Source organism: Akkermansia sp. N21169 (genome assembly GCF_029854675.1).
Classification (GTDB): Bacteria; Verrucomicrobiota; Verrucomicrobiia; order Verrucomicrobiales; family Akkermansiaceae; genus Akkermansia.
On sequence record NZ_JARWNC010000040.1, the window covers coordinates 1 to 21,122 of the forward strand.

The 21,122-nt window shown below is 54.7% G+C and carries 15 protein-coding genes; 8 read left to right on the forward strand and 7 right to left on the reverse strand.

What is annotated here, in order from left to right:
* The 4 genes from QET40_RS09250 to QET40_RS09265 all read left to right on the forward strand — a co-directional run.
* On the forward strand, positions 1 to 812 hold an 812-nt coding region (locus tag QET40_RS09250), incomplete at its 5' end, for an autotransporter outer membrane beta-barrel domain-containing protein (RefSeq protein ID WP_280126890.1).
* A 155-nt stretch (positions 813 to 967) separates the two neighbouring features.
* Complete coding sequence (arsC, locus tag QET40_RS09255; RefSeq protein ID WP_280126891.1) at positions 968 to 1,321, forward strand: arsenate reductase (glutaredoxin); 354 nt, start codon at positions 968 to 970, stop codon at positions 1,319 to 1,321.
* 102 nt (positions 1,322 to 1,423) lie between these two features.
* Complete coding sequence (locus tag QET40_RS09260; RefSeq protein ID WP_280126892.1) at positions 1,424 to 2,137, forward strand: prepilin-type N-terminal cleavage/methylation domain-containing protein; 714 nt, start codon at positions 1,424 to 1,426, stop codon at positions 2,135 to 2,137.
* 196 nt (positions 2,138 to 2,333) lie between these two features.
* A complete protein-coding gene (locus tag QET40_RS09265; protein ID WP_280126893.1) occupies positions 2,334 to 4,034 on the forward strand; it encodes a trehalase family glycosidase in 1,701 nt (566 codons plus the stop codon).
* A 357-nt stretch (positions 4,035 to 4,391) separates the two neighbouring features.
* On the opposite strand, the gene QET40_RS09270 is transcribed toward QET40_RS09265, so the two are convergent.
* From QET40_RS09270 to QET40_RS09280, 3 genes are all read right to left on the reverse strand, one after another.
* On the reverse strand, positions 4,392 to 6,989 hold the full coding sequence (locus QET40_RS09270) for an alpha-galactosidase (protein WP_280126894.1): 2,598 nt from the start codon (positions 6,987 to 6,989) through the stop codon (positions 4,392 to 4,394).
* Between the two features lie 65 nt (positions 6,990 to 7,054).
* Positions 7,055 to 8,050 carry a D-isomer specific 2-hydroxyacid dehydrogenase family protein gene (locus QET40_RS09275; RefSeq protein ID WP_280126895.1) on the reverse strand — a complete coding sequence of 332 codons (996 nt, stop codon included), beginning with the start codon at positions 8,048 to 8,050 and terminating at the stop codon, positions 7,055 to 7,057.
* Positions 8,031 to 8,201, reverse strand: a complete 171-nt coding sequence (locus tag QET40_RS09280) for a hypothetical protein (RefSeq protein WP_280126896.1) — start codon at positions 8,199 to 8,201, stop codon at positions 8,031 to 8,033. The genes QET40_RS09275 and QET40_RS09280 overlap by 20 nt, the downstream gene beginning before the upstream one ends.
* A 67-nt stretch (positions 8,202 to 8,268) precedes the next feature.
* Here QET40_RS09280 and QET40_RS09285 point away from each other — a divergent pair, with 67 nt between their 5' ends.
* Positions 8,269 to 10,611: a heavy metal translocating P-type ATPase gene (locus QET40_RS09285; RefSeq protein WP_280126897.1), complete on the forward strand. Its 2,343-nt coding sequence runs from the start codon at positions 8,269 to 8,271 to the stop codon at positions 10,609 to 10,611.
* A 3-nt stretch (positions 10,612 to 10,614) separates the two neighbouring features.
* On the opposite strand, the gene QET40_RS09290 is transcribed toward QET40_RS09285, so the two are convergent.
* From QET40_RS09290 to QET40_RS09300, 3 genes are all read right to left on the reverse strand, one after another.
* On the reverse strand, positions 10,615 to 11,046 hold the full coding sequence (locus tag QET40_RS09290; protein ID WP_280126898.1) for an acyl-CoA thioesterase: 432 nt from the start codon (positions 11,044 to 11,046) through the stop codon (positions 10,615 to 10,617).
* Positions 11,047 to 11,142: 96 nt separating this feature from the next.
* Complete coding sequence (locus tag QET40_RS09295) at positions 11,143 to 14,478, reverse strand: SUMF1/EgtB/PvdO family nonheme iron enzyme (protein WP_280126899.1); 3,336 nt, start codon at positions 14,476 to 14,478, stop codon at positions 11,143 to 11,145.
* A gap of 29 nt (positions 14,479 to 14,507) precedes the next feature.
* A complete protein-coding gene (locus tag QET40_RS09300) occupies positions 14,508 to 16,769 on the reverse strand; it encodes a glycoside hydrolase family 95-like protein (protein WP_345783072.1) in 2,262 nt (753 codons plus the stop codon).
* 566 nt (positions 16,770 to 17,335) lie between these two features.
* On the opposite strand from QET40_RS09300, the gene QET40_RS09305 reads away from it, so the two are divergent.
* Entirely contained in the window at positions 17,336 to 18,358 is a 1,023-nt protein-coding gene (locus QET40_RS09305; RefSeq protein WP_280126901.1) for a LacI family DNA-binding transcriptional regulator, read from the forward strand.
* 25 nt (positions 18,359 to 18,383) lie between these two features.
* Here the strand turns inward: QET40_RS09305 and QET40_RS09310 are convergent, their stop codons facing one another.
* On the reverse strand, positions 18,384 to 19,328 hold the full coding sequence (locus tag QET40_RS09310; RefSeq protein WP_280126902.1) for an AraC family transcriptional regulator: 945 nt from the start codon (positions 19,326 to 19,328) through the stop codon (positions 18,384 to 18,386).
* A 165-nt stretch (positions 19,329 to 19,493) separates the two neighbouring features.
* Between QET40_RS09310 and QET40_RS09315 the strand changes: the two genes are divergently transcribed.
* Positions 19,494 to 20,606, forward strand: a complete 1,113-nt coding sequence (locus QET40_RS09315) for an alpha/beta hydrolase (RefSeq protein WP_280126903.1) — start codon at positions 19,494 to 19,496, stop codon at positions 20,604 to 20,606.
* Positions 20,590 to 20,868, forward strand: coding sequence for a hypothetical protein (locus tag QET40_RS09320; RefSeq protein ID WP_280126904.1), 279 nt, complete (start codon positions 20,590 to 20,592; stop codon positions 20,866 to 20,868). Before QET40_RS09315 ends, QET40_RS09320 begins: the two co-directional genes overlap by 17 nt.
* The last annotated feature ends 254 nt before the right edge of the window (positions 20,869 to 21,122 follow it).

Sequence of the window (21,122 nt, forward strand, 5' to 3'; positions counted from 1 at the left end):
ACCGCCTCAACACCGACGGGGACGAAGCGGGCTACCAGTACAACACCTGGGGAGGCACCTTCGGGGTCGACGCCAACCTCAGCAGCAAATTCACCGCGGGGCTCGCCATGACGGCGAGCTACGGGAAGCTCACCTCGACGGCGGCCGACTCCCTCAGCGGAGACATGGAAGTCTACTACGTGAACCTCTTCGGTCGCTACCAGAGCGGCAAGTGGGGGCACAACGTCATCCTGACGGCGGGGTGGAGCCAGAGTGACATCGACCGCACCGTCCCCTGCGGCTCGGGCAGCTACACCGGCCACGGCACGCCCGGAGGGCAGGTGTGGGGAGCGATGTACGAAGGCACCTACGACATCAGTCTCAACGAAGAGAACAGCGCGATCCTCCAGCCCCTCGTCAACGTCTCCATCCTCAAGAGCAGCGTGGACGACTACACGGAAGAGGGGGCGGGCAGCGCGGGACTCCGCGCCGGCGGCATGGACGCCACGACGGGCACCGTCTCGGCTGGGGTACGCTGGATGGGCCTGACGGGAGGCAACCTGTTCGGTCGCGAATCTCTGGCGGAAGTGCGGGCGCAGGTGTCGCAGGACTTCGGAGACACGCGGAACGAAGCGCAGGTGGGCTTCGTGGGCGTGCCCGGCTTCAGCCGTGGAGTGAAGGGGAGCAAGGCAGGGACGACGGGCCTGCAATTCGGTGCGGGACTGAGCATCCCGACCGGGGACCAGGGCACGATCTTTGTGGAAGTCAACGCGGACCTGCGGAGCCGGATGACCTCGGCCAACGGGAGCATAGGCTACCGGTACAACTTCTGATAGGAACAGAAGACGCAATAAAAGAGAAACACAGCGGGGCGGCTCCTCCACATAACGAGGGGTCGCCCCAAACTGTTTTAAAATGCCTCTGGATTGTCTGGACTTTTCTTGCGATTCCGTGATACGGAGGGATGTGCCTGCCCGGCAATATTTGCATGAAAAAGATCACCATTTACCATAATCCATCCTGCAGCAAGTCCCGTGAAGCGTTGAAGCTGATTCGTGAGGCCGGAGAAGAACCCGAAATCATTTTGTACAAAGAAACCCCGCCAACGCATGAAAAACTGGCGGAATTGATTCAAGCGACAGGTCTTGGCGTTCGTGGTCTCATTCGCACCGGTGAAGATATCTATGAGGAACTTCATTTGGATGATGAAAAATGGACTGACGATCAGTTGATTGATGTGATGATTGAACATCCGGAATTGATCAACAGGCCGATTGTCGTCACGGAGAAGGGCGTACGTCTTTGCCGTCCGATGGAAGCTCTGCGTGATATCCTTCCCTGAGAGCCAGAATGGATCGTTGGAGAGCAGGGCGGTAAAACGGTTTTTACCCCGGCCTATTTCTGCTTTGCATCGCGGTAGACGTATGATAGTTTATTCTAAAATATGAATATTTCCTTTTCTCCCCGAAAATCTTCCCGAGGATTTACCTTGATCGAACTTTTGGTCGTCATTGCGATTCTGGCATCTTTGGCCAGTATTGCTTATACGGTGTTTCTGGGAAGCCAGCGTAAATCGGACCGTACCCAGTGCATGGCGAACTTCAATGAACTCAAGCATCTGGGAACCCAGTATGCCGAGGATCATTATGGCATTCTGCCTTGCAGCGGCATGGATGACGATGAGACGACGGAAAATTACGATGAGAGTATGGGATGGTGGGTTGCCCTTGCTCCGTATGTGCTGACGGCTTACGAGCAGCAACCCAGCTCGGCTGCCGTGCCGCCGTCCCTGCCTGCAACGTTCCGTTGCCCGGCCGACCGCAATATGGCTCGCTATTCCCGTACCGATTACGTGGAAGCGACTCCCGACACCGTTTCCTATACGAGTTGGACGGATAACAGCCAGGATCCCTCCAATCCTTCATCCAGTATCCAGATCAGCCGAGGCCAGCTCTTGTCCGGTATTCCGTGGCTGTCCGATGGCCAGGCTATGGAAAGAAAGAGCATCCGGACCGATGCCGATTTCAAGGAATATGTCCTGCCTGTCACGGAACGCCATGCCGACTACATTTGCGTGCTGTATGCCGACGGTTCCATCAAGCAGATTGAGGAACCGACGTTCCAGAAGGTTGCCGTTGGATTGAAGGACAAAAACTGATCTCATGTTTCTTGTCCGGCGGAATGATCTGCCGTTTTCTGAAAAAGACCTCCGTTCCGGCCTTCGGGCAAGAACGGAGGTTTTGCGTTGATTAAGAAGTGGGATGGATCAGGGAGGCAGAGGGATTTTTTTCGGCGCTTACGTTAAAAGTCGTTATTTTTAGAAAGATTACCTGATTTGGCACGTATTTTGAGATATGTTCGTGAGAATGGGCAATACGACTAAGTTGTTGAAGGTGGCGGCGATAGGGCTTGCCTGCTGTACGGTTGCATTGTCGGCAACGGATGGAGGCGACTGGAAATCCCGGATTCCTCATCCCGTTTTTCCGGAACGCGGTTTGGTGGATTTGTATTATGAAGCGTGGACGATTGCACATTCCCGCGTGACGAAAGGCCCGGAGGGACTTCCTTCGTCGCCCTACATGGACGAAGCCCATTCGGCTCCGATTTTCATCTGGGATACTTGTTTCATGTCCCTGTTCTGCAAGTATGCACCGCAGGACTTTCCCGGCATGTCCAGCCTGGATAATTTTTACGTACCGATAATCGACGGGAAAGAAATTCCCCTGAAGGTGGAATGGTTGGACAACCCCCCCTTGTTTGCCTGGATAGAGCGCGATTATTTCCGATTTTCCAATGATCGCGAGCGGCTGAACCGGATATTGAATGAAAAGCAGTACCTGCAGAAATTTTTCGATTGGTTTAATACGACTCCCAAAGGATACGCACTGCCCCACGGCAAGAGTTTTCCCGTGCAGAAGAGGCTTGTGACGGATGTCGGCCATATCGGTCATGCCTGGACCGGTTTGACGAGCGGAATGGATAACACGCCCCGTGGTCGTGGCTTGGGGCGTTTTTCCAAAGGGGAAAGGATTGCTGCCGATGATTACATGGTAACGCGCGATTTCCGGGAGGCTATTCTTAAAAAGATCGAGCATGAGAAGTCCGGTAGCCGTGAAGACAAGGAATACTGGACTGCCAAGCACCGGGAATTGGATCGGTTGAAGCATGAAGTGCTCAGGGACGGCTATGACAAAATCCTCTGGGTGGATGCTATTTCCCAACAGGCTTTGGCAGCCATGTGTATCCGAGATTTGTTTGAAGCCCAGGGAAATAGTGAACAAGCAGCCGTTTGGAGTCAGAAATACGAAGATCTGAAAAAAACGATCAACGATGTTTATTGGGATGAGGAGGATGGTTGCTATTACGATGTGGAAATTGCCACGATGAAGCCGTGCCGGGTCAAAACTCCCGCTTCATTCTGGCCGTTGCTTGCCAAAGTCGCCTCGCCGGAACAGGCCGAACGGATGGCCAGGCTGGCGGAGGATCCGGAAGTGTTCGGGGGCAAATATCCTTGGGTTTCCATGCTCCGGAGCGATCCGGAGTTCCATCCTCAGGGCAATTATTGGGAAGGGAGCGTTTGGCTGCCGATGGTGTACATGGGAACAAAAGCCCTGGAAAATTACGGATATGTCGAACTTGCGGACAAGAATGCGGAAAATACCGTCCGCCAGCAATTGAGAACCTGGAAGAATTTTTCTCCTCATTCGATTTGGGAGTGCTACCACCCTGATGCCGACGAACCTGCCGGCGATTTCAAGCACCGTTATCGTGCCAATTTCTGCGGTTGGTCTGCATTGGGCCCTATTTCCCTGTTTATTGAAAATATCATGGGATTCCGGCATGTAGATGCTATCAACCGCGAGGTTTTATGGAGCCTGAAAAAAATAAATGGGAAACATGGCTTGAAAAATCTACGATTCGGTAATATAGTGACCGATATTGTTTTTGACGGAAATGATAAAATCCTCGTCAGCAGCAATGACAATTTTACGTTGATTGTGAATGGACACAGGTATCCGGTTACTCCGGAAACCAAGGAAATAGTTCTGAATTGATCAACCGGACATCTTGCCGGGGGGGCAACCTCCTGTCATAGCATACGGCACCAGAGATAATAGGGAGTCTCTCTGGTGCCGTTTTGTCTTTATCGCGAAGAGGGGGGACGTTACGGGTTCCCTTGTTTTTCCGGAGCAGGCGGCAATAGGCTTCGTAGTGTCGCTTCCCGATATCGATTATGTACCTGACTGGAGACCAGGTTATTTCTTGGAAAACGGCTCACTTCTGCAAGCAGGAGCAGTTGAATTTTTCATGAAGAGGCCATTGGATCGTTATGAAACAAACGATATCAAAGCAAAAGAGGAACCGGGGGGGCCGGTTCCTCTGTCTTGCCTGAGGGAAACAATTGCGGCCGATTACCGGGCTTGAAGATAAAGGGCGGCACTGTCGAATCTCTTGCTGCAATTGAAACGAAGTCCTTTTTCCATCAAGTCGCGGCCGGAGAGCGTCTGGCCGTTTTCCGCACAGGCAGCCTTGTCGGGAGAGTCGATGTTGACTTCTTCCAGCACGTAATTGGCATCCGGATTCAACCCCTGGAGTTTGACGGTCAATCCGTCCTGGTCGTCATTGGTCTGATAGAAGAAGACGACTGCCTTATCCCGTTTTTCCGGGCTGACGTACATCAGGGATGCCCGGTTGGTTTCGTAGGGGGAGACAAGGCGGTACAGGTCGCCGAACTGGACGACGGGACGCAACTTATCCTTGTAGGCGGCGACGGCTCTCTTGGTGATCTTCTTTTCTTCGTCCGACATTTTGGTCGGATCGGCGTCCATGCCGAGCGTTCCGCTCATGGCGACGTCAAAAGCGAATTTAAAGGGCTGGTTCCCCCAGTGGGTGACATGGGCTCCAACGGCTTTGGCAGGGAAGATATGGGAATATCCCCATTGGATGCGGACGCGGTTCAGGGGACCGGTGTTGTCGCTGGCCCAGAATTCGTGGAAGAATTTCAACGCGCCGTAGTCGGAGCGGGCTCCCCCGGCGGAGCAAAGCATCATCTGCAGGCGGGGATTGGCTTTGACCGTTTCCTGGAAGACGCGATAGAGCCCCAGGGTGTAATTGATCCAGAGGTGTTGCTGGTTTTTGCCGAGGTATTTGGAATAGGGATTGTGGAACGGGCTATTGCAGTCCCATTTGACAAAAGAAATGCCGGGATTGTCCTTGATGATCTTGTTGAAGGAAGAGATGCAGAACTGTTGAACTTCCGGATTGCTTAGATCAAGGACGTATTGGCCTCGCTGGAGGTGTTTCGGACGGTCGGGCTCGCACAGCAGCCAGTCGGGGTGCGATTTGACGAGACGGGCCTCGGGATTGGCCATCTCCATCTCGACCCACAGACCGAAATCGATACCGGCCTTGCCCGCTTCGTTGATCAGGACGGACATGCCCTTCGGATGCATGATGGGGGTCGGTTCCCATTCGCCGAGCACACGGGCCTTGTTCGGAAGGCCGAACCAGCCGTCGTCCAGCAAGAAAAGTTCGAATCCCAGATCGTGGGCGGGCTTGAAGAACGGCACGATCGTTTTGTCGCTCGTGTTCATGCCGGTTGCTTCCCAGTTGTTGAAGATCGTGCGCAGGGGTGTGTGCCCGTCCCGGAGGCCATGGGCAAGAGCCCAGCGGTGGAGGCGGCGGCTGGCTTCTCCTTTGCCTTTGTCGCTGAAAGTGTAGATGAGCCGCGGAGTTGTGAACTTCCTGCCGGGTGCCAGCGTATAGGCGGATGCCCAGGGATTCATGCCGGCCGTGACGACCAGCTTGTTGTCCGTAGTTAATTCGAACTGGAGCTTGTAGTTGCCCGACCATGCCAGACTGGCGGCCAGAACCTTGCCGCTGGTTTCCGTAGCTTCACCATCCATGGCGAGCATGAAGTGCTGCTGCCGTTCGTTGGAACTGGTTATACCCCATTTGTTCTCAATGACTTTGGACCCGGGTGTCAGCCGTGTTTCGTACACGGAGAACTCGTTGGCCCATCCGCCGGCAAAATGTGTCAGACGGAAATCCCCGGAACGGAACGTCATGGCAGCGGATGCAAAATTCGTCAGCGTCACGTTGTCGGGTTCCCGATGGCTGATTTCCGTCCATTGCTCGACGACATTGAGCTTCTTGTGGCTCTTGTAATTGAGGTTAACGTAAAATTCGTAGTTGGGGTCTTTGAGCGTGACCGTAGTCAATGTCGTGTTGGCATCGAGTTGCCGGGTGTCGGATTTCTGGAACTTGAGAGCTGTGGACATGTGGCCGTCCGCATGGATGGCATGCAGGGCGGGTTCCCCCCAGAATTGGAAGTCATTTGTGCTATTGATCGTAGGATAAGCGGGGTTTTTGGATGCTCCATGCCGGAACATGCCTGCCGTATCCGTTTCCGAGCCGATATATTGCTGGAAAACGTTGTTGTCCTTGTCAACCAGCAGGGCAATGCCGATATCGTCGGTACCGGCCTGGATGACGGTGGCGTCAGGTATGGCGACGGGTTTGCCGGATTCCATCGCAATAACGGCATCCGCCCAGTCGGCATGGTCGTAATTTTTACCATCGGGACCGGCCAGGGCTTCGAGTACCAGCTTGTTGACTCCTTTGAGGGATACGTCGATTTTGTGGGGTTCTTCACCTGCTTTGACGACGCCGGAATCAAAGAGCACTTTGCCGTCTCCCGTGACGCGGAAGGTTACGGTACCCGGACCTCCGGCGTTGTCATCGACACCGGCAAGCGCCGTAAAGCGTTCTCCCCTGCCGCCCAGGTCAATGATCATTTTGCTGTCGGCATGGGTACCTACTCCTTTGTATTCCTTGCCCTTCAGACTGATGGGTTTGCCGGAGGAGGACCTGTCGGCGCGGACGGAACCGAATCCGGCCGTCATCATGTTGAGATTTAATGAAGAGAGAGGAACGTTCTCTCCGGCTTCCGCGGAAATGCTTGTAAGGCTAAAAGTAAGAAGGAACAGGAGGAAAGGTGTTTTTTTCATGGATAGGATGGGAGGTGACGGATCTTCCGCCTCTTTCCATATACGGGCATGAGGGAGGGAATCTTTCAGGAGAGGCAGGGAGGAGGATTCTCCGGAGAACAATCGGCTGCATCCATGGAAAGGATGTTTTCGATGCCGCATCGGACCATGCTCTCGACAGCTTCCAGTGTGTAGAAGGCCATGTGCTGGGTCATGACGGTGTTCGGAAACTGGCGGATGTAGGCCATGTCGCGGTTGCTGATGATGTCGCTGCGGCGGTCCTGGTGGAAAATGCTTTCCTCATTTTCGAAAACATCTACGCCCAGGGCTCCGATCTTTTGGGATTCGATGCCTTCAATCAGGGCATTGACCTCAATCAGGGAACCGCGGGCCGTATTGATGAGAATGACTCCGTCTTTCATCCGGGCAAGAGTGTCGCGGTTGATGAGGTGGCGAGTGCTTTCCGTCAAACTCACGTGCAGGGTAATGATATCGCTTAGGCGGAACAGGTCGTCGAGAGGGACGTATTCCGCCAGCCCTGACAAAGATGGATTTTCGTGGCGCGAACTGGCCAGGATTCGGCAGCCGAATCCGCTCAGGCTGTGAATGACTGCCGTCCCGACGGAACCGGTGCCAATGACGCCGACCGTCAAATGCCTCATTTCGCGGCCTTGGAGCCCTGTGAGTGAATAGTCGTTGACGTTGCCGCGGAACAGAGCTTGCTTATACTTACGCAGGCAGTTGAGCATCAGCATAATGGTGAAATCGGCAATGCCGTGGATCGAATACTCGGCATGGCTGATCTGGATCCCGAATTCTTCGGCGGCCCGGATATCGATATGATTGACTCCGACCGTACGAGAAGAAACGTAACGGATGTTCATCTTCCGGAGTTCTTGTAGCAGGGAGCGGTTCAGCCGGCTTTGTCCGAGTGTCGTGACCCCCTCGCATCCTTCCGCCAGAGCCAGAGTGGAAGGGGAGAGTGGACAAGGGTGGAGATGCAGAGTCAGCCCCTCCCGGTTCCCGTATCGGGCGAAGAAGGGTCTCTCGTCATCCCGGACTTCAAAAGCGGCTATGTTCATAGGTATGATTGAGAGGAAATATAACAGAAATGCCTGGGCCATCAATAAACATCTCCCCGGTTTCGGGAAGGGTTTCTCCAAAAACGCTTTGGCAATTTTCCGGATCAAGCCATTCTTGAAAAGGGAACAGCTCCTCCTTCAGGCGGACCATGCCGAAGATATTCGTCTGTAGTTTGTCAGTGCTGTAACAGATACGGTATCGTTGTGGTCTACACAATATGAATATGTCTTGCCATCACTCAAAGCCGCAGGAGGATGCTCCGGGCGGTTGCGCCAGGGATCCTGTGTGTGGTATGGATGTTTCCCCGGATTCTCCCTTGAAAACATCTTTCAAGGGAAGGGAATACCATTTCTGCAGCAGGCATTGTCTGGAGAAATTCGAAGCAAATCCCGAACAATATATCGGTGATTCCCAGCCGGTTTCCACGGTTCCCGTACCGGAAGGGACTTTTTATACCTGCCCGATGCATCCCGAGGTGCGTCTGGACCATCCCGGTTCCTGTCCTAAATGCGGCATGGCATTGGAACCGGAGATTCCTTCAGCCGGAGAACAGGAGGAAAACCCGGAGCTGGCGGATTTTAAGCGGAGGTTCTATGGTTCCCTGCCGTTTACCGTCGTATTATCCGTACTGGCGATGGGAGGGCATGTGACCGATTTGATGAGACCTTCGGTTCAGAATTGGGTGGAATTGGCTTTGGCCGTTCCCGTGGTTTTGTGGGCCGGATGGCCGTTGCTGGTTCGTGGGTGGGATTCCGTCCGGACGGGCAACCCCAACATGTGGACGTTAATCGGCCTTGGAACGGTGGTTTCTTTCCTGTACAGCGTGGCGGCTACGGTAGCGCCGGGCTGGTTTCCGGTTACCTTTATGTCCCATGGCACCATTCCGGTGTATTTCGAGGCCGCGGCCATTATCATGACATTGAGCCTTCTGGGGCAGATCCTTGAAAATATGGCCCGTGCGCGGACGGCGGAAGCCATCCGTTCCCTGATCAATCTGGCTCCGGTTTCGGCCCGGGTTGTCTTGCCTGACGGGACTGAAAAGGATATTCCTCTCGGCGGGGTGCATCCGGGAGATATTCTGCGGGTGCGCCCGGGAGAAAAAGTACCTGTGGACGGGACTCTGCGGGACGGGGAGAGCGATGTGGACGAGTCCATGCTGACGGGAGAGCCGATACCGGTGCCGAGAAGGCCCGGAGACCGTTTGATTGGGGCGACTCTCAATACGACCGGCACCTTCACAATGACGGCGGAGGCCGTCGGGAGCGACACGGTGCTGTCGAGGATCGTCGGCCAGGTTGCCCAGGCGCAACGCTCCAAAGCTCCCATGCAGAGGATCGCGGACCGGGTAGCCCGGTATTTTGTCCTGGCTGTCGTGATCATTGCCGTCTTGACGTTTTTAAGCTGGGGGATCTGGGGTGCGTATCCGAGTTGGGGACACGGGTTTGTCAATGCCGTGGCCGTGTTGATAGTAGCGTGTCCGTGTGCATTGGGACTGGCAACGCCCATGTCGATGATGGTGGCATCGGGCAAGGCCGCTTCGCTCGGCATCCTGTTCCGTGATGCCGCGGCTTTGGAGGCGCTTCGCAAGGTGAACATGCTGGTCGTTGATAAGACAGGCACGCTGACGGAGGGGCGCCCCGGTATGAGCGGTATGAATGTGTTGCAGAAGGATGGAGAAGATGCCTTGCTGGCTTTGTGCGCTTCTCTGGAAAGGAACAGTGAACACCCGATTGCCAGGGCTTTCGTCCGCGAGGCCGAACACAGGAAGTTGGCGTTTTCTCCGGTGGAGGGCTTTATGTCCCATCCCGGAGGCGGAGTATCCGGCCGTGTGGAGGGTCGCGATGTTCTCTTGGGTTCTGCCGAGATGCTTCAAGACAGCAAGGTCGATGTCCTTCCTCTGGCGTCATGGACGGAACAGGAGAGGGGCAGGGGAGAAGTTGTCCTTTTTGCCGCTGTTGACGGCAAGCTTGCCGGGGCGTTCTCCCTGTCCGACAAATTGAGGGAATCCACGAAAGATGCCTTGGCCGCCTTGAAACAACGCGGCATCCATATTGTCATGGCTTCCGGCGATGCTCCGGCTACCGCCGGGTTCATTGCCCATGAGCTGGGAATTGTCGAATACCATGGCGGCATGACTCCCGCCGGCAAGCAGAAACTTGTGCAATCTCTCAAGGCAAAAGGCTACGTGGTCGCCATGGCGGGAGACGGCGTCAATGATGCCCCGGCTCTGGCGGAAGCCGACGTCGGCATTGCCATGGGAACCGGAGCCGACGTGGCGATGCAAAGTTGTGCCGTAACTTTGGTCAAAGGCAATTTGAAGGTCGTCTCCACGGCGTTCGACCTTTCGGCGGCTACCGTCGGAAACATGAAATCCAATCTGGCGTTTGCGTTCGTGTACAACGGATTGGGGATTCCGATCGCGGCGGGCGCGCTCTATCCCGTCTGGGGGATTCTGATGTCGCCGGTCATTGCTGCCGCGGCCATGTGCCTCAGCTCCGTATCGGTCATCCTGAATGCTTTGCGTCTGCGCAGGTTTCATCCGGAAAACCGGGAAGCCTAGGGATTACAAGGGGCAGAATTTGGTAAAATTGGCGCGGGATTCCTCCAGGGGAATGGGCTTTTTATCCGGCCCGAGTGCGACGTATACCAATTCTGCCTCAGTGATTTTGGCAATGTTGTTCCAGCGTTTTGTCAGGCGTTCGGCAAAAACTTCTACTTTGACGGTGATGGAGGTACGTCCGATCTTGACAATTTCGGTATAGAACGAGACGACGTCTCCGACCATGACGGGAGCTTCGAAGGTCAGGCTGCTGATGGCGCGGGTGACGATGAACCGGCTGAGAGCGTAGCGCATGGCCGTATTGGCTCCGGCCAGGTCGACCTGGCTCATAATCCAGCCGCCGAACACATCGCCGTTCTGGTTGGTGTCCGATGGCATGGTCTCGACGCGAAGGGCCGGAATGCGGTCTTTGGGAAGTTCGATATCTTCGTGCATGGAATGAATGGGGGTATCCGGGTGAGGAGACGGATGGGAGCTTCCGCGTCCATGGGTCTCTCCCATCCGCTCCCCCTTGTCAAGGAGATACTCCCGTCATTCCTCAATGAGGATACGGAAGCCGACGTTGAAGACTTTCTGGTATCCTCTGTATGGGAGCCGGAAACTGGAGGTTGCTTTAAATGGACGGTCATACCAGGAACCGCCGCGCACGACGCGCATGGCGGTCTCGTCTGCTGTATCGTTACGTCCGTCGTTATGGTTGTATGGATAGGGTTTGTACTGGGAGCGTGTCCATTCCCAGACATTGCCGTGCATATCGTAGATATCCCATGAATTGGGACGGTAACGGCCTGTATCCTCCGAGACAAATCCTCCGTCGTCAATGGTTGTATTGCGCGGAATCCAGTCATCGTAGCGATTCGGATTGTCCAGAATCCGGGTGCTTTCGTAGAATTTGTGTGCTGTACAGGCTGCGAATTCCTGAAGGCGTTTATCTCCGAGATTAGCATATTTACCGAAGTCTGCCCCCAGATCTCCGAAGGAATAAGCCATTCCACTCCCGGCACGGCATGCCCATTCCCACTGAGCTTCCGTGGGCAGAGAAACTTTCAAACCAGTTTTTTCCGACAACCATTTGCAAAATGCGGAGGCTTCCTGCCAAGAGACACGAACGACCGGTTGCTTCGGTTTGTTCAGGGGATATCCCAGTCTGCCGAACTGGTAACCGTGACGGTGTTCCGTTCGGCTGTCGTGATCTCTGCAGAAGGCGGCGAATTGTTCATTGGTGACTTCGAATTGGCCGATCCAAAACGGTTTGTGAATGGTTTGGACACTCATGGGCATTTCATCCGGCTGCCGAGAGCTACCCATGACGAAGCTCCCCCCCGGAACTTTGACAAGGTGCATTTCGATTCCGTCGGCAATATCGATGCTTTTCCTGATGTGTCCCAAGGCGATTTGGTGTTGGGCATTGTACCCGGAACCTGTTTTGTAGTAGGGCCAGCCTGGAAGGGAGGGAACGGTTGTATCTGGGAGGGCTTGCGGTTTTGGAAGTTCCGGGGTGATGTTCACCGGGCGTTCCGGGAGCCATTCCAGATCCGGAAGCCTAACTTGGAAAAGCGGAGCATATCGCGCTTTCAAGTTACACGCCTGCTTGGCCCTGTCGAAGCAAGGGATATCGGACCTCCTTCCATGGAAGGGAGCGTTCAAGTCGATCCAGCATGCCAGTTTGCGGCGTTCTTCATCGTTCAATTGAACGTTATGGTGGTTTTTGTCGAGAATTTGGAAGAGCTCCGTTTGGCTGGCATGGACATCCATGGGGGTGAGCATGTGCATGTCGCTTTCAATTCCCGGACGACGGACATACCGTTGGAGCTGGTAGTAGGATTCCGTAAATTTGCCGGAATAAGCGTGGTCTCCTCTTCCGGAAATACCGGAACTCCAGTCCGTTAACATTTTATCTCCTTTGAAATAAGGGAGTTGGGGGCGCTCTGCGTTATGGCAGGAGATACATTTTTTATCCAAAATAGGTTGGATTTCATGTATGAAGCTGAACCCCCGTTCCTTGCCGTAAAACGGTTGGATGGGCTGAGGTGCCTTGAATGCAGAAATAGTCTGTCTGGCTTTGACGACGGCGTCGCGTTCTTCATGGCAGCCGATGCAGGAGACATTCTCGCCTGGCATGGCAGTGAACCAGCTTCTCATGATCTGAAGGGCTCTGCCGTTTTCATCCAGGGGCTGGACGAATATAGGTTCATTGGCAGGCACGGTGAACATGGCCGAACCATCCGGTTCGACATCGACCTCTCCCAGGATACGTTTGATATCCCACGGACCATCCAGCCCAATGGTACCTAGCAGGCCTCCCTGGCTCCAAGGAGAAAAACTGTAGGAGCCGATTCTGAGTTTTTTGACTGTTCCTCTCGGGATTCCTTTTAATCCATTGCCAAAGTAAACATCCTGCAGGAAGACTGAAGCTGTTTGGGACTCTGGGTTGACACGCGATGGGATAATAGGGGGAGCTGGGCGGCGTTCAATGACGACGGGTTCCAGAATGGCGGTATCTTCCTGTTGGGCAATAAGAGTCATATTGTTGAATACATCCACGAGATAGATACCCCACAACGCATGAGGAGAACGTTTCATGGATACAAGGAAATACTTGTCGCTGAGCGGATAAGGATGTAAGAATTGAGGCCATTTACCGTCGGGGAATCTATCTCGTACTTCGGGTTTGACCTTTTTACCACGGAAGGGGATTTCCGCAATGACGCCTTCGGCTTCATGGCGGCTGACCGATGGATCCAAGACGATCATTTGTCCTCCCCGTGAGACGCTATGATGCCCTCCCGCGATACCGACTAATTTACCCGATTTCCCAGGTATGGGCCGGGCTCCAAACAAGGCCGTAGGAAAGTAAGAGTTAGAACCGTAGAAGGCGAGCTGGCTTGTCCCATCAGGGTTCATCGTGAATAGTATGCGGCTATTCGAGTGGGGAAGATCCGCATATTCCCACCGTTGGTAGAGAATCATCCCGTTGTCCATGACGACGGGGTTCCAGTTGCTGTCTTGGTCAAATGTGAGTTGCCTGGACTTTTTCGTTTCTGGATTGTAGGAGAACAGTCCGCACATTTTGTTCATTCCATTGGTACAGGGAAGGCCCAGAAAGGTGGCCGTGGAACAGAAAATATAAGAACCATCGGGCGAGTAACAACCATCGAAACTATCAAAGTCCTTGTATTCGGGCGGCGTGAGCTGAGTGACTGTCTCGTCATTGAAATTCAACTCGAAGAGGTGCCATCTGTTTTCCGTTCCAATGGATGAAAACATGACTTTCTCGCCGGACCAGTGCGGCTCCGGATCCGAGATGATCATGCCTGGAGCGGGCTTGTAGGCATTTTGTTCTCGTATTTCCCTGTTGCCGATTTCAAAGAACACGAATTCGTTGTCCCAACCCTTGGCAGGATTACCGATTTCGGAGTTGTTTTGGAAGTTGGAGGGTGCTAGACCAAGACCGCCTCTGGTACGTTGGCGGGCACTTCCCGGAAAGTGGCGCTTGATAGCGAGGACTTTTTTCCATCGAATCAGCGGATTGGACAACAAGGCGTTGTCGACCGACTTCAACAACTCGGCGGCACGGGCTATAGCACCATCATTGTTATCGGGGGGTGACATGTCCTGGAGCTGAGTGCGCAGTTGCTCCAATTCTTTCATTTGCGCCGCTAGTTCGGGCGGTAGGGTGTAGGTATCCGGATGGGGGCTTTGATCCTTCAGGGCGAGGAGGCAGGCCTGTGAATCAAAGTCGTTCAACCGTTGCAGGATATCATCTTTTACAAGGACTGCTTCGGTTGAATGAATGGATCCGAAAACGAACAGAATGCATAATTTTTGGAAAATGCGGTTATGTCGAAGAAGTAAATGTGAAGACATGATGTATAGGAATGGAATAGGATGTGTTCTTATTTGACTGCGCGGCCGGCGGTTGGGGGGGCGGAGAGCGAGATCGTTTCTCCCGGCCGGGTATTCATGATGAGGATGCCGTTGTCTTCCCGGAAGGGTTTGCCGTGTGTATCGGGCGTTTTCCCGGGGAAGGGATTTTCCAGACGGAGTTTTCCGCCCTGCTCGGAGTAGATGGAAACATGACCCACCTCTCCCTGGCGGCGCTCGGCGGAGACGAGGAAGGCTCCGTTGGCGCGCAGGGTGCCGAAGCGGACATCTTTCCAGTCAGCGGGGATGGCGGGAAAGACGCGTATGGTACCGGAGTGGCTCTGGAGCAGCATTTCCTGAACGCCCGCGGCAAAAGCGAAGTTGCCTTCCAACGTGAAAGGACGGTACGTGAAGCCGGATTTGCCGCTGCCCGTCTGGTCGCCGTTGGCATGGAAGGTATTCCGCAGGCAGAAACATTGTGCAAAATCGCGGAGGGCGCGTGCGGCTCCTTCTCCGTCGCGTGCGCGGGCCTTCATATTGCCGAGCCAGCTGTAGGAGTAGCCGCACCAGGCACCCGGGCCATATTGGTCGAGTCCGGCAATCGTGCTGCGGATGATTTGCCGCTCCTGCTCTCCCCGGTCCCAATCCAGCAAGCCCAGAGGGTGGATGGCCATGGCGTGCGAAAAATGGCGGTGAGAACCACGGTAGGGTTCTCCGGGGGCGAAAGCGAGAGCCTGCCCGTCGTCGACGGCAAACGAGGGCAGCTGCCCTTCCAGTTTTTTCCAGTGTGCCGCATCGTTGTTCAACCCCAGTTCTGTCGCGAGTTCGGCGCTGGCTTTGAAGGCAAACCGCATCAGGGCAAGGTCGTAGTTCGTCGTGTCGCGGAACCAGGCATTGATGCTGTTGTCATGGATTTCCGGGCTGGAGCTCAGAGGGAGCTTGCGTACGCCGTTCTCGACCGTGGAAAATTGTTCGAGGAATGTCGCCACGTCTTTCAGATAAGGGTAGGCGCGCTCCTTCAGAAACTTCTTGTCGCGCGAATACTGCCAGTGCTTGTAGAAATGCTGGGCGAGCCACGCCGAAACCGTAGGGGAACAGGAATACTGGACCCACCCTCCCATGGGGACGCCGGTCAGCGTACAGACGCCCGGCGCGTTCAGACCGTCCTTTTCGAAATAGCGTTTCGTGTATTGCTTGTGCGTTTGCCTCTGGTTCCAGAGCGTATTCAGGTAGCCGAGCCCTTCGTCCAGATAGTTGCCCGTATAGCAAGGCCAATAGCTGAGCTGGGTATTGAGGTCGTGGTGGTAGTCTCCCTTCCACGGGGGGAGCTTGCCGTTGTCGGCAGTCCAGACGGCCTGGAGGGAGATCGGGTAGGAGTTGCTGCGGGTTGTCGATCCGAGCTTGTAGATTTCGTTGTAGTACTGTTTTTCCAGAACGGGATCGGGAAGGGAAACCGAGGATTTTTTCCAGAACGTGTTCCACCAGGCCTTGTGGGTGGCGTACAGCTGACTGCCGGGTTCCGCCATGGCTTGGCGGCAGAGATTCGAGGCCTGGTCCTTGCTCAAGGACGAGGTGACGGCCCAGACTCCCGTCAGGCGTTTGCCCTCGCGCTTCCACCGGATGGAAACGTCATAGGAAAAATCCCCCCAACCCTGCTGGTGGTAGTCCGCGGTGTTGCCCGTGACGGCAACCCGGCCCTGCTTGTATCCGAGGCGGTCGAGGTCGGCCCCGGCGTGGGAATTGTCATGGGAGGCGGATTCTCCCTTGCGGTAGGCGGGGGGGACGAGTCGCGGAACAAAATCCTCCGGGACGTTGTCGAACGCGAACCAGCCCACCGGGCGCGTGGCGTGGACGAAGCTTTGCATGGAAGTTCCGTTTTCCCAGGTCACTTCACAAACGGCGTCTTTCAGATAAAGGTGCGATTGTTTGACCTTGCCCAGCGAGGAGATGTCGAATTCGAGGGCGGCCCCGGGGATTTTCGAGGGGCCGGGAAGAGCATTGTAGGGAGCGTCCAATTTCTGTTGGACAATGCCGTAGTCATTGTTCAGGACATGTTCCCTGACCCAGGAAAACCGGAAGATATCGCTCTCGACGAACTCCGTGGGCCTCAGATCCCAAAGATCGGTACGGTCCAGTGCGAAACGCAGGCAATTGCCTTTCTGCCAGATGATGGCCCCGACCGTGGCATTGCCAAGCGGCATGCCCTCATCCCAGGAAGAGGCCAGATCCGGAAATTGAAGGTCGTGGACGGATTCCGTGGTAGGGAGCATTTCTCCGGCAGACAGAGGAATCATGCTTCCGGCGAACAGGCCCAGGACGGCGAGAGATGGGGGAATCTTCATAGAAGGGATATACGTCGGCCGAACGGCCGGTATTTCAGACGGCTTTTCATCCCCTCCCGGTTTCATGGATGAGGGAGAATATGCCTCATCGATTGACAATCAATCCGGGGAGATCAAAAGAAGGGGTGGGGGAATCCGGAGGACGCGCATTTTTATCGCTTTTTTAACGTATTTTCTCTCTGCCTCAAGCTAATGCGAACACTCGTTTGGAGCGGATATCCGGACAATCCGGGAGGCAGCCGTCCGGGGAAGCGATCGTATGACGTAGCGTCAGGCGTACGGTAGACGGACCGGGAGTCGGGTGGATCGGATCGCTCCGGAGGGAGGTGAATCGTTTCCAATTGATATTGAGTTATTTTTGCGTTTCTATGGCATTTACGCAGAATGACTGCCCGGTATGTATCTAACGATATGTAACGTTTTTCTTACTGAAATTGTTGAAGATAGAGTATTTTCTTGATTCTAGATAATTTTTCTTTTAACGTAAACCCACAACTTTTCCCCAAGGGAATGATTTCATGAGGCGCAATAAGATTACTCTTCGCGATGTAGCAAAAGCTGCAAATGTTTCACAGATGACCGTGTCCAGAGCCATTCGAGGGCTGCCTGGAGTCAGTGAGCAATTGCAGCGTGACATTACCAATCTGGCTTTATCCATGGGCTACGTTCCCAACCGGAGCACCCAGGAGACGGGTCACAAAGGGCCGACCATGACGGTGGGTGTGATCCTTCCTTATTTGGGCAATACCATCTTTGCCGAAATTCTGGAAAACATTGAGACAGTCCTCTCTTCCTACGGGTACCGCATCTTCCTGTGTTGCTCCTACAATAATCTCATCAAGGAATTCCACGATATCTCCGCCTTGCTCGAAAGGCAGGTGGACGGCATCATCTGGTCCCCCCTGCATTTGAAGGACAGCCTTCCGGCGGCAAAAGCCATCAGGAAGCACCATTGTCCCCTGGTGTTTGTCGACAGGAAAATCCCCAATTGGAAAGCCGATGTCGTCATGGTGGATGACTTCGGTAGCGCCTTGAAGTTGACGCAGCACTTCCTCGACCAGGGACACAGGAAAATCGCCTATGTCGGATCCGCCCTGGATTCCTACGCCGAGAGGGAGAGGCGAAACGGCTTCCTGACTGGAATGAAGGAAGGCGGCTTGCCTGTCCGTGATGAATGGGTGATGAGGGGAGGATCCGATATCGCGGCCGGGAAAAGGGCCGCCGACCAGATCCTTGCCTGCGAGGAAAGGCCGGAGGCGGTCCTTTGCTTCAATGATTCCCTCTCGATCGGCGTTGAAATGGGACTGCTCGGACACGGGATCGAAATCCCGGGGCAAATAGCTTTGGCCGGGATCTCCGGTACCTTGGAAATGGAAATTGCGAGAGTTCCCATTACCGGCGTCTTCCAGGATGCCGTTGCTCTCGGCAAAACCGCGGCTGAATTCCTGCTCAAACGCATGATCAATCCCAAAGTCCAGTTCGTTCCCGAAGAACGGGTGTTGACAACCCGTCTCATTTCCAGGGAATCGTCCCAGTGCTGACCCGCTCCATTCCTTCTATTCCCCTTCACACTTCCTGCAAGCTTTTGATATCGGTACGGGGAGGTTTCCCGAACATGCGCTTGTATTCCCGGTTGAATTGGGTCGGGCTCTCATAGCCTACCTGGAAAGCGGCGTTTCCCGCGTCCAGGTTTTCCTGGAGCATCAGCCGTCTGGCTTCGTTAAGCCTGATGCGCTTCTGGAACTGGAGCGGACTGATGGCTGTCAATGCGCGAAAGTGCTGGTGGAATCCCGAGGGGCTCATACCCGCGTGTTTTGCCAGCTCCTTGATATGGAGAGGCTGGTCGAAATGTTCCTTCATCCAGTCGATGGCGCGCGCGATCTGGCTGCTGCGGCTTTCCGCCACGACAATTTGCCTCAACCTGGCTCCCTGTTCTTCATCCATCAGCAGCCGGTAATAGATTTCCCGCTGAATCAAATTCCGGAAGATGGGAATTTCCTCGGGCGTTTCCAGAAGGCTCACAAGCCGTTCTACCGCATTGAGCAATGGCGGGGTCAGCTTGCTGACGCCGATTCCCCGGCCAGTCGGGCCGGAACGGGGGGAAGGTAGTCTGTCGTGGTGCATGAGTTTGGAGATCTCCTTGACATCGAGTTCCAGCGTCAATCCCAGATAGGGCTTCTCCGGGCTTGCCTCGGTAACGTAGGAAACCAGGGGAAGTTCCACGGAAGAAACGACGAAGCTGCGTTCATCGTAGACATAAGCTTCTTCCCCCAGCAGGATACGCTTGACCCCTTGTGCGATGAGGCAAAGATGCGGGGAGAACATATAGCAGCTCGGCTCCGTAGGGGATTCCCTGCGGTGAAGCGCCAGCCCGGGGATGGCCGTCGTAACTTGATGCTCCCCTCTCGTCCATTTTTCAATCATGGTAGCGAGCCGGAGCGGTTTGCCTGAGGGCCGTTCCTGTTCCGTACCGGACGATGAACCGGTTGTCTCCCTTTCCTGTTTCATCATGGACGGATTCTATGCAAAGGACGGAAGAAGGCAAACACGTTTACCTTCGTTTTGGAGGATTGTGCAAGAATGCGAAAGGATCGGGCTAACTGTTTCCGGGAATCCCTGATATATTGCCATCATCCGGTTAAAAGAACCGGAATAGCCAAAATCCAAAAAGAAACCATGAACATGAAATCCATCATCGCCCGGGGTTCCCAAACCATCGGTTCGACAGTGCTGGGGGCTCTCGTCCTGTCAAGCGGCATAGCCTGCCCGGCGGACAAGCCGGAAGACGCGGACAATTTCTACAAGAGCCCCAAAATCTCCCCGCAGAAAGTGGCGTTCAACAACCAGTATGAAATGAAGGTTGCGGGCAACCTCTTCCTGCCCGACCGGATGGACGGGAGCGCCAAATACCCCGCGATCATCGTCGGGCACCCCATGGGGGCGGTCAAGGAACAGAACGCGAATCTGTACGCCGCGAAAATGGCCGAGCGCGGATTCGTAACGCTGGCGCTTGATCTCCCTTTCTGGGGCGAAAGCGGCGGGAAACCGCGGAATGCCGTATCTCCGGATATGTATGCCGAAGCATTCAGCGCTGCTGCGGATTTCCTGGGCTCCCGCCCGTTTGTCGACCGGAACCGGATCGGCGTCATCGGAATATGCGGAAACGGAAGCTTCGCCGTCAGTGCCGCCAAAATTGATCCGAGATTGAGAGCCGTTGCCACGGTCAGCATGTATGATATGGGGGCGGCCAACCGCAACGGCCTAGGAAAATCCCTGACGCTTGAACAAAGAAAGAAAATCCTTTCCGACGCAGCGGAACAACGCTACGTCGAGTTCACGGGAGGCGAGACGAAGTACACCGGTGGAACCGTGCATGAAATCCATGAGAACTCCAGCCCCGTCGAACGCGAATTCTATGATTTCTACCGTACGCCGAGAGGTGCGTTCACGCCGGAAGGCCAGTCGCCCGGGCTGACAACCCATCCGACGCTGACCAGCAACGTGAAATTTATGAATTTTTATCCCTTTGAGGATATTGAGACGATTTCTCCGCGTGCCCTGCTTTTCATCGCGGGAGAAGAGGCGCATTCCAGGGAGTTCAGCGAAGATGCCTACAAGCGTGCCGCCGAACCCAAGGAACTTTACCGGGTTCCCAAGGCAGGGCATGTCGACCTCTATGACCGGGTGAATCTGATTCCGTTCGACAAATTGACGGAATTCTTCACGGAGAACCTGAGGGAATCCTCCGGAGCCGGGGAACTTCGGTCCGACGATGAAATCGGAGGATGACGCCATCCGTAAAATCCGTGCGAAATCACCGGGAGAACGCTCCCAGAAAACGAGCCGGGCATGGAGGGATGCATGGATCCCTGCCATGCCCGGTATCGTGCTTCATGGGAACTTGATCGTTCGATTATTCAAGTCGTTCGGCATGGTCTCCGGTTCTTTCGGGAGTCCATCGAAGGCCGGTTCCCTCAAAAACGAAGCGGAAAATAGGGGCTTCCGTGACGCAAGCCGGAGGGAACTCCTCAAGGGCGGTATTTCCAGATAGGGGGGGAATTCCGGTATTTGCAAAACACTGTGCAGATCTGCTGATAATCGGTATTATTTGCGGACGGTGACTATCAGGGTATACCGGTTGCGGGAACTGTTCGAATTGGCGTTTTGACGGCATGGCCGCACGTCCCGTAAGAGGCTTGATTTCTAGGTTCCGCTTGATCCGGAGGAAAAATTCGAGCAGTCCGCGTTCCAGATCGGGAAGTCCGGTCGCGTCGGGTTATGATTCCGCATTTGTTTGTTTCTGCC

Bases quoted from the DNA above. Each gene is read 5' to 3' on its own strand.
- arsC (WP_280126891.1), top strand. From the start codon at position 968: ATGAAAAAGATCACCATTTACCATAATCCATCCTGCAGCAAGTCCCGT.
- QET40_RS09260 (WP_280126892.1), top strand. From the start codon at position 1,424: ATGAATATTTCCTTTTCTCCCCGAAAATCTTCCCGAGGATTTACCTTG.
- QET40_RS09265 (WP_280126893.1), top strand. From the start codon at position 2,334: ATGTTCGTGAGAATGGGCAATACGACTAAGTTGTTGAAGGTGGCGGCG.
- QET40_RS09270 (WP_280126894.1), bottom strand. From the start codon at position 6,989: ATGAAAAAAACACCTTTCCTCCTGTTCCTTCTTACTTTTAGCCTTACA.
- QET40_RS09275 (WP_280126895.1), bottom strand. From the start codon at position 8,050: ATGAACATAGCCGCTTTTGAAGTCCGGGATGACGAGAGACCCTTCTTC.
- QET40_RS09280 (WP_280126896.1), bottom strand. From the start codon at position 8,201: ATGGTCCGCCTGAAGGAGGAGCTGTTCCCTTTTCAAGAATGGCTTGAT.
- QET40_RS09285 (WP_280126897.1), top strand. From the start codon at position 8,269: ATGAATATGTCTTGCCATCACTCAAAGCCGCAGGAGGATGCTCCGGGC.
- QET40_RS09290 (WP_280126898.1), bottom strand. From the start codon at position 11,046: ATGCACGAAGATATCGAACTTCCCAAAGACCGCATTCCGGCCCTTCGC.
- QET40_RS09295 (WP_280126899.1), bottom strand. From the start codon at position 14,478: ATGTCTTCACATTTACTTCTTCGACATAACCGCATTTTCCAAAAATTA.
- QET40_RS09300 (WP_345783072.1), bottom strand. From the start codon at position 16,769: ATGATTCCTCTGTCTGCCGGAGAAATGCTCCCTACCACGGAATCCGTC.
- QET40_RS09305 (WP_280126901.1), top strand. From the start codon at position 17,336: ATGAGGCGCAATAAGATTACTCTTCGCGATGTAGCAAAAGCTGCAAAT.
- QET40_RS09310 (WP_280126902.1), bottom strand. From the start codon at position 19,328: ATGATGAAACAGGAAAGGGAGACAACCGGTTCATCGTCCGGTACGGAA.
- QET40_RS09315 (WP_280126903.1), top strand. From the start codon at position 19,494: ATGAACATGAAATCCATCATCGCCCGGGGTTCCCAAACCATCGGTTCG.
- QET40_RS09320 (WP_280126904.1), top strand. From the start codon at position 20,590: ATGAAATCGGAGGATGACGCCATCCGTAAAATCCGTGCGAAATCACCG.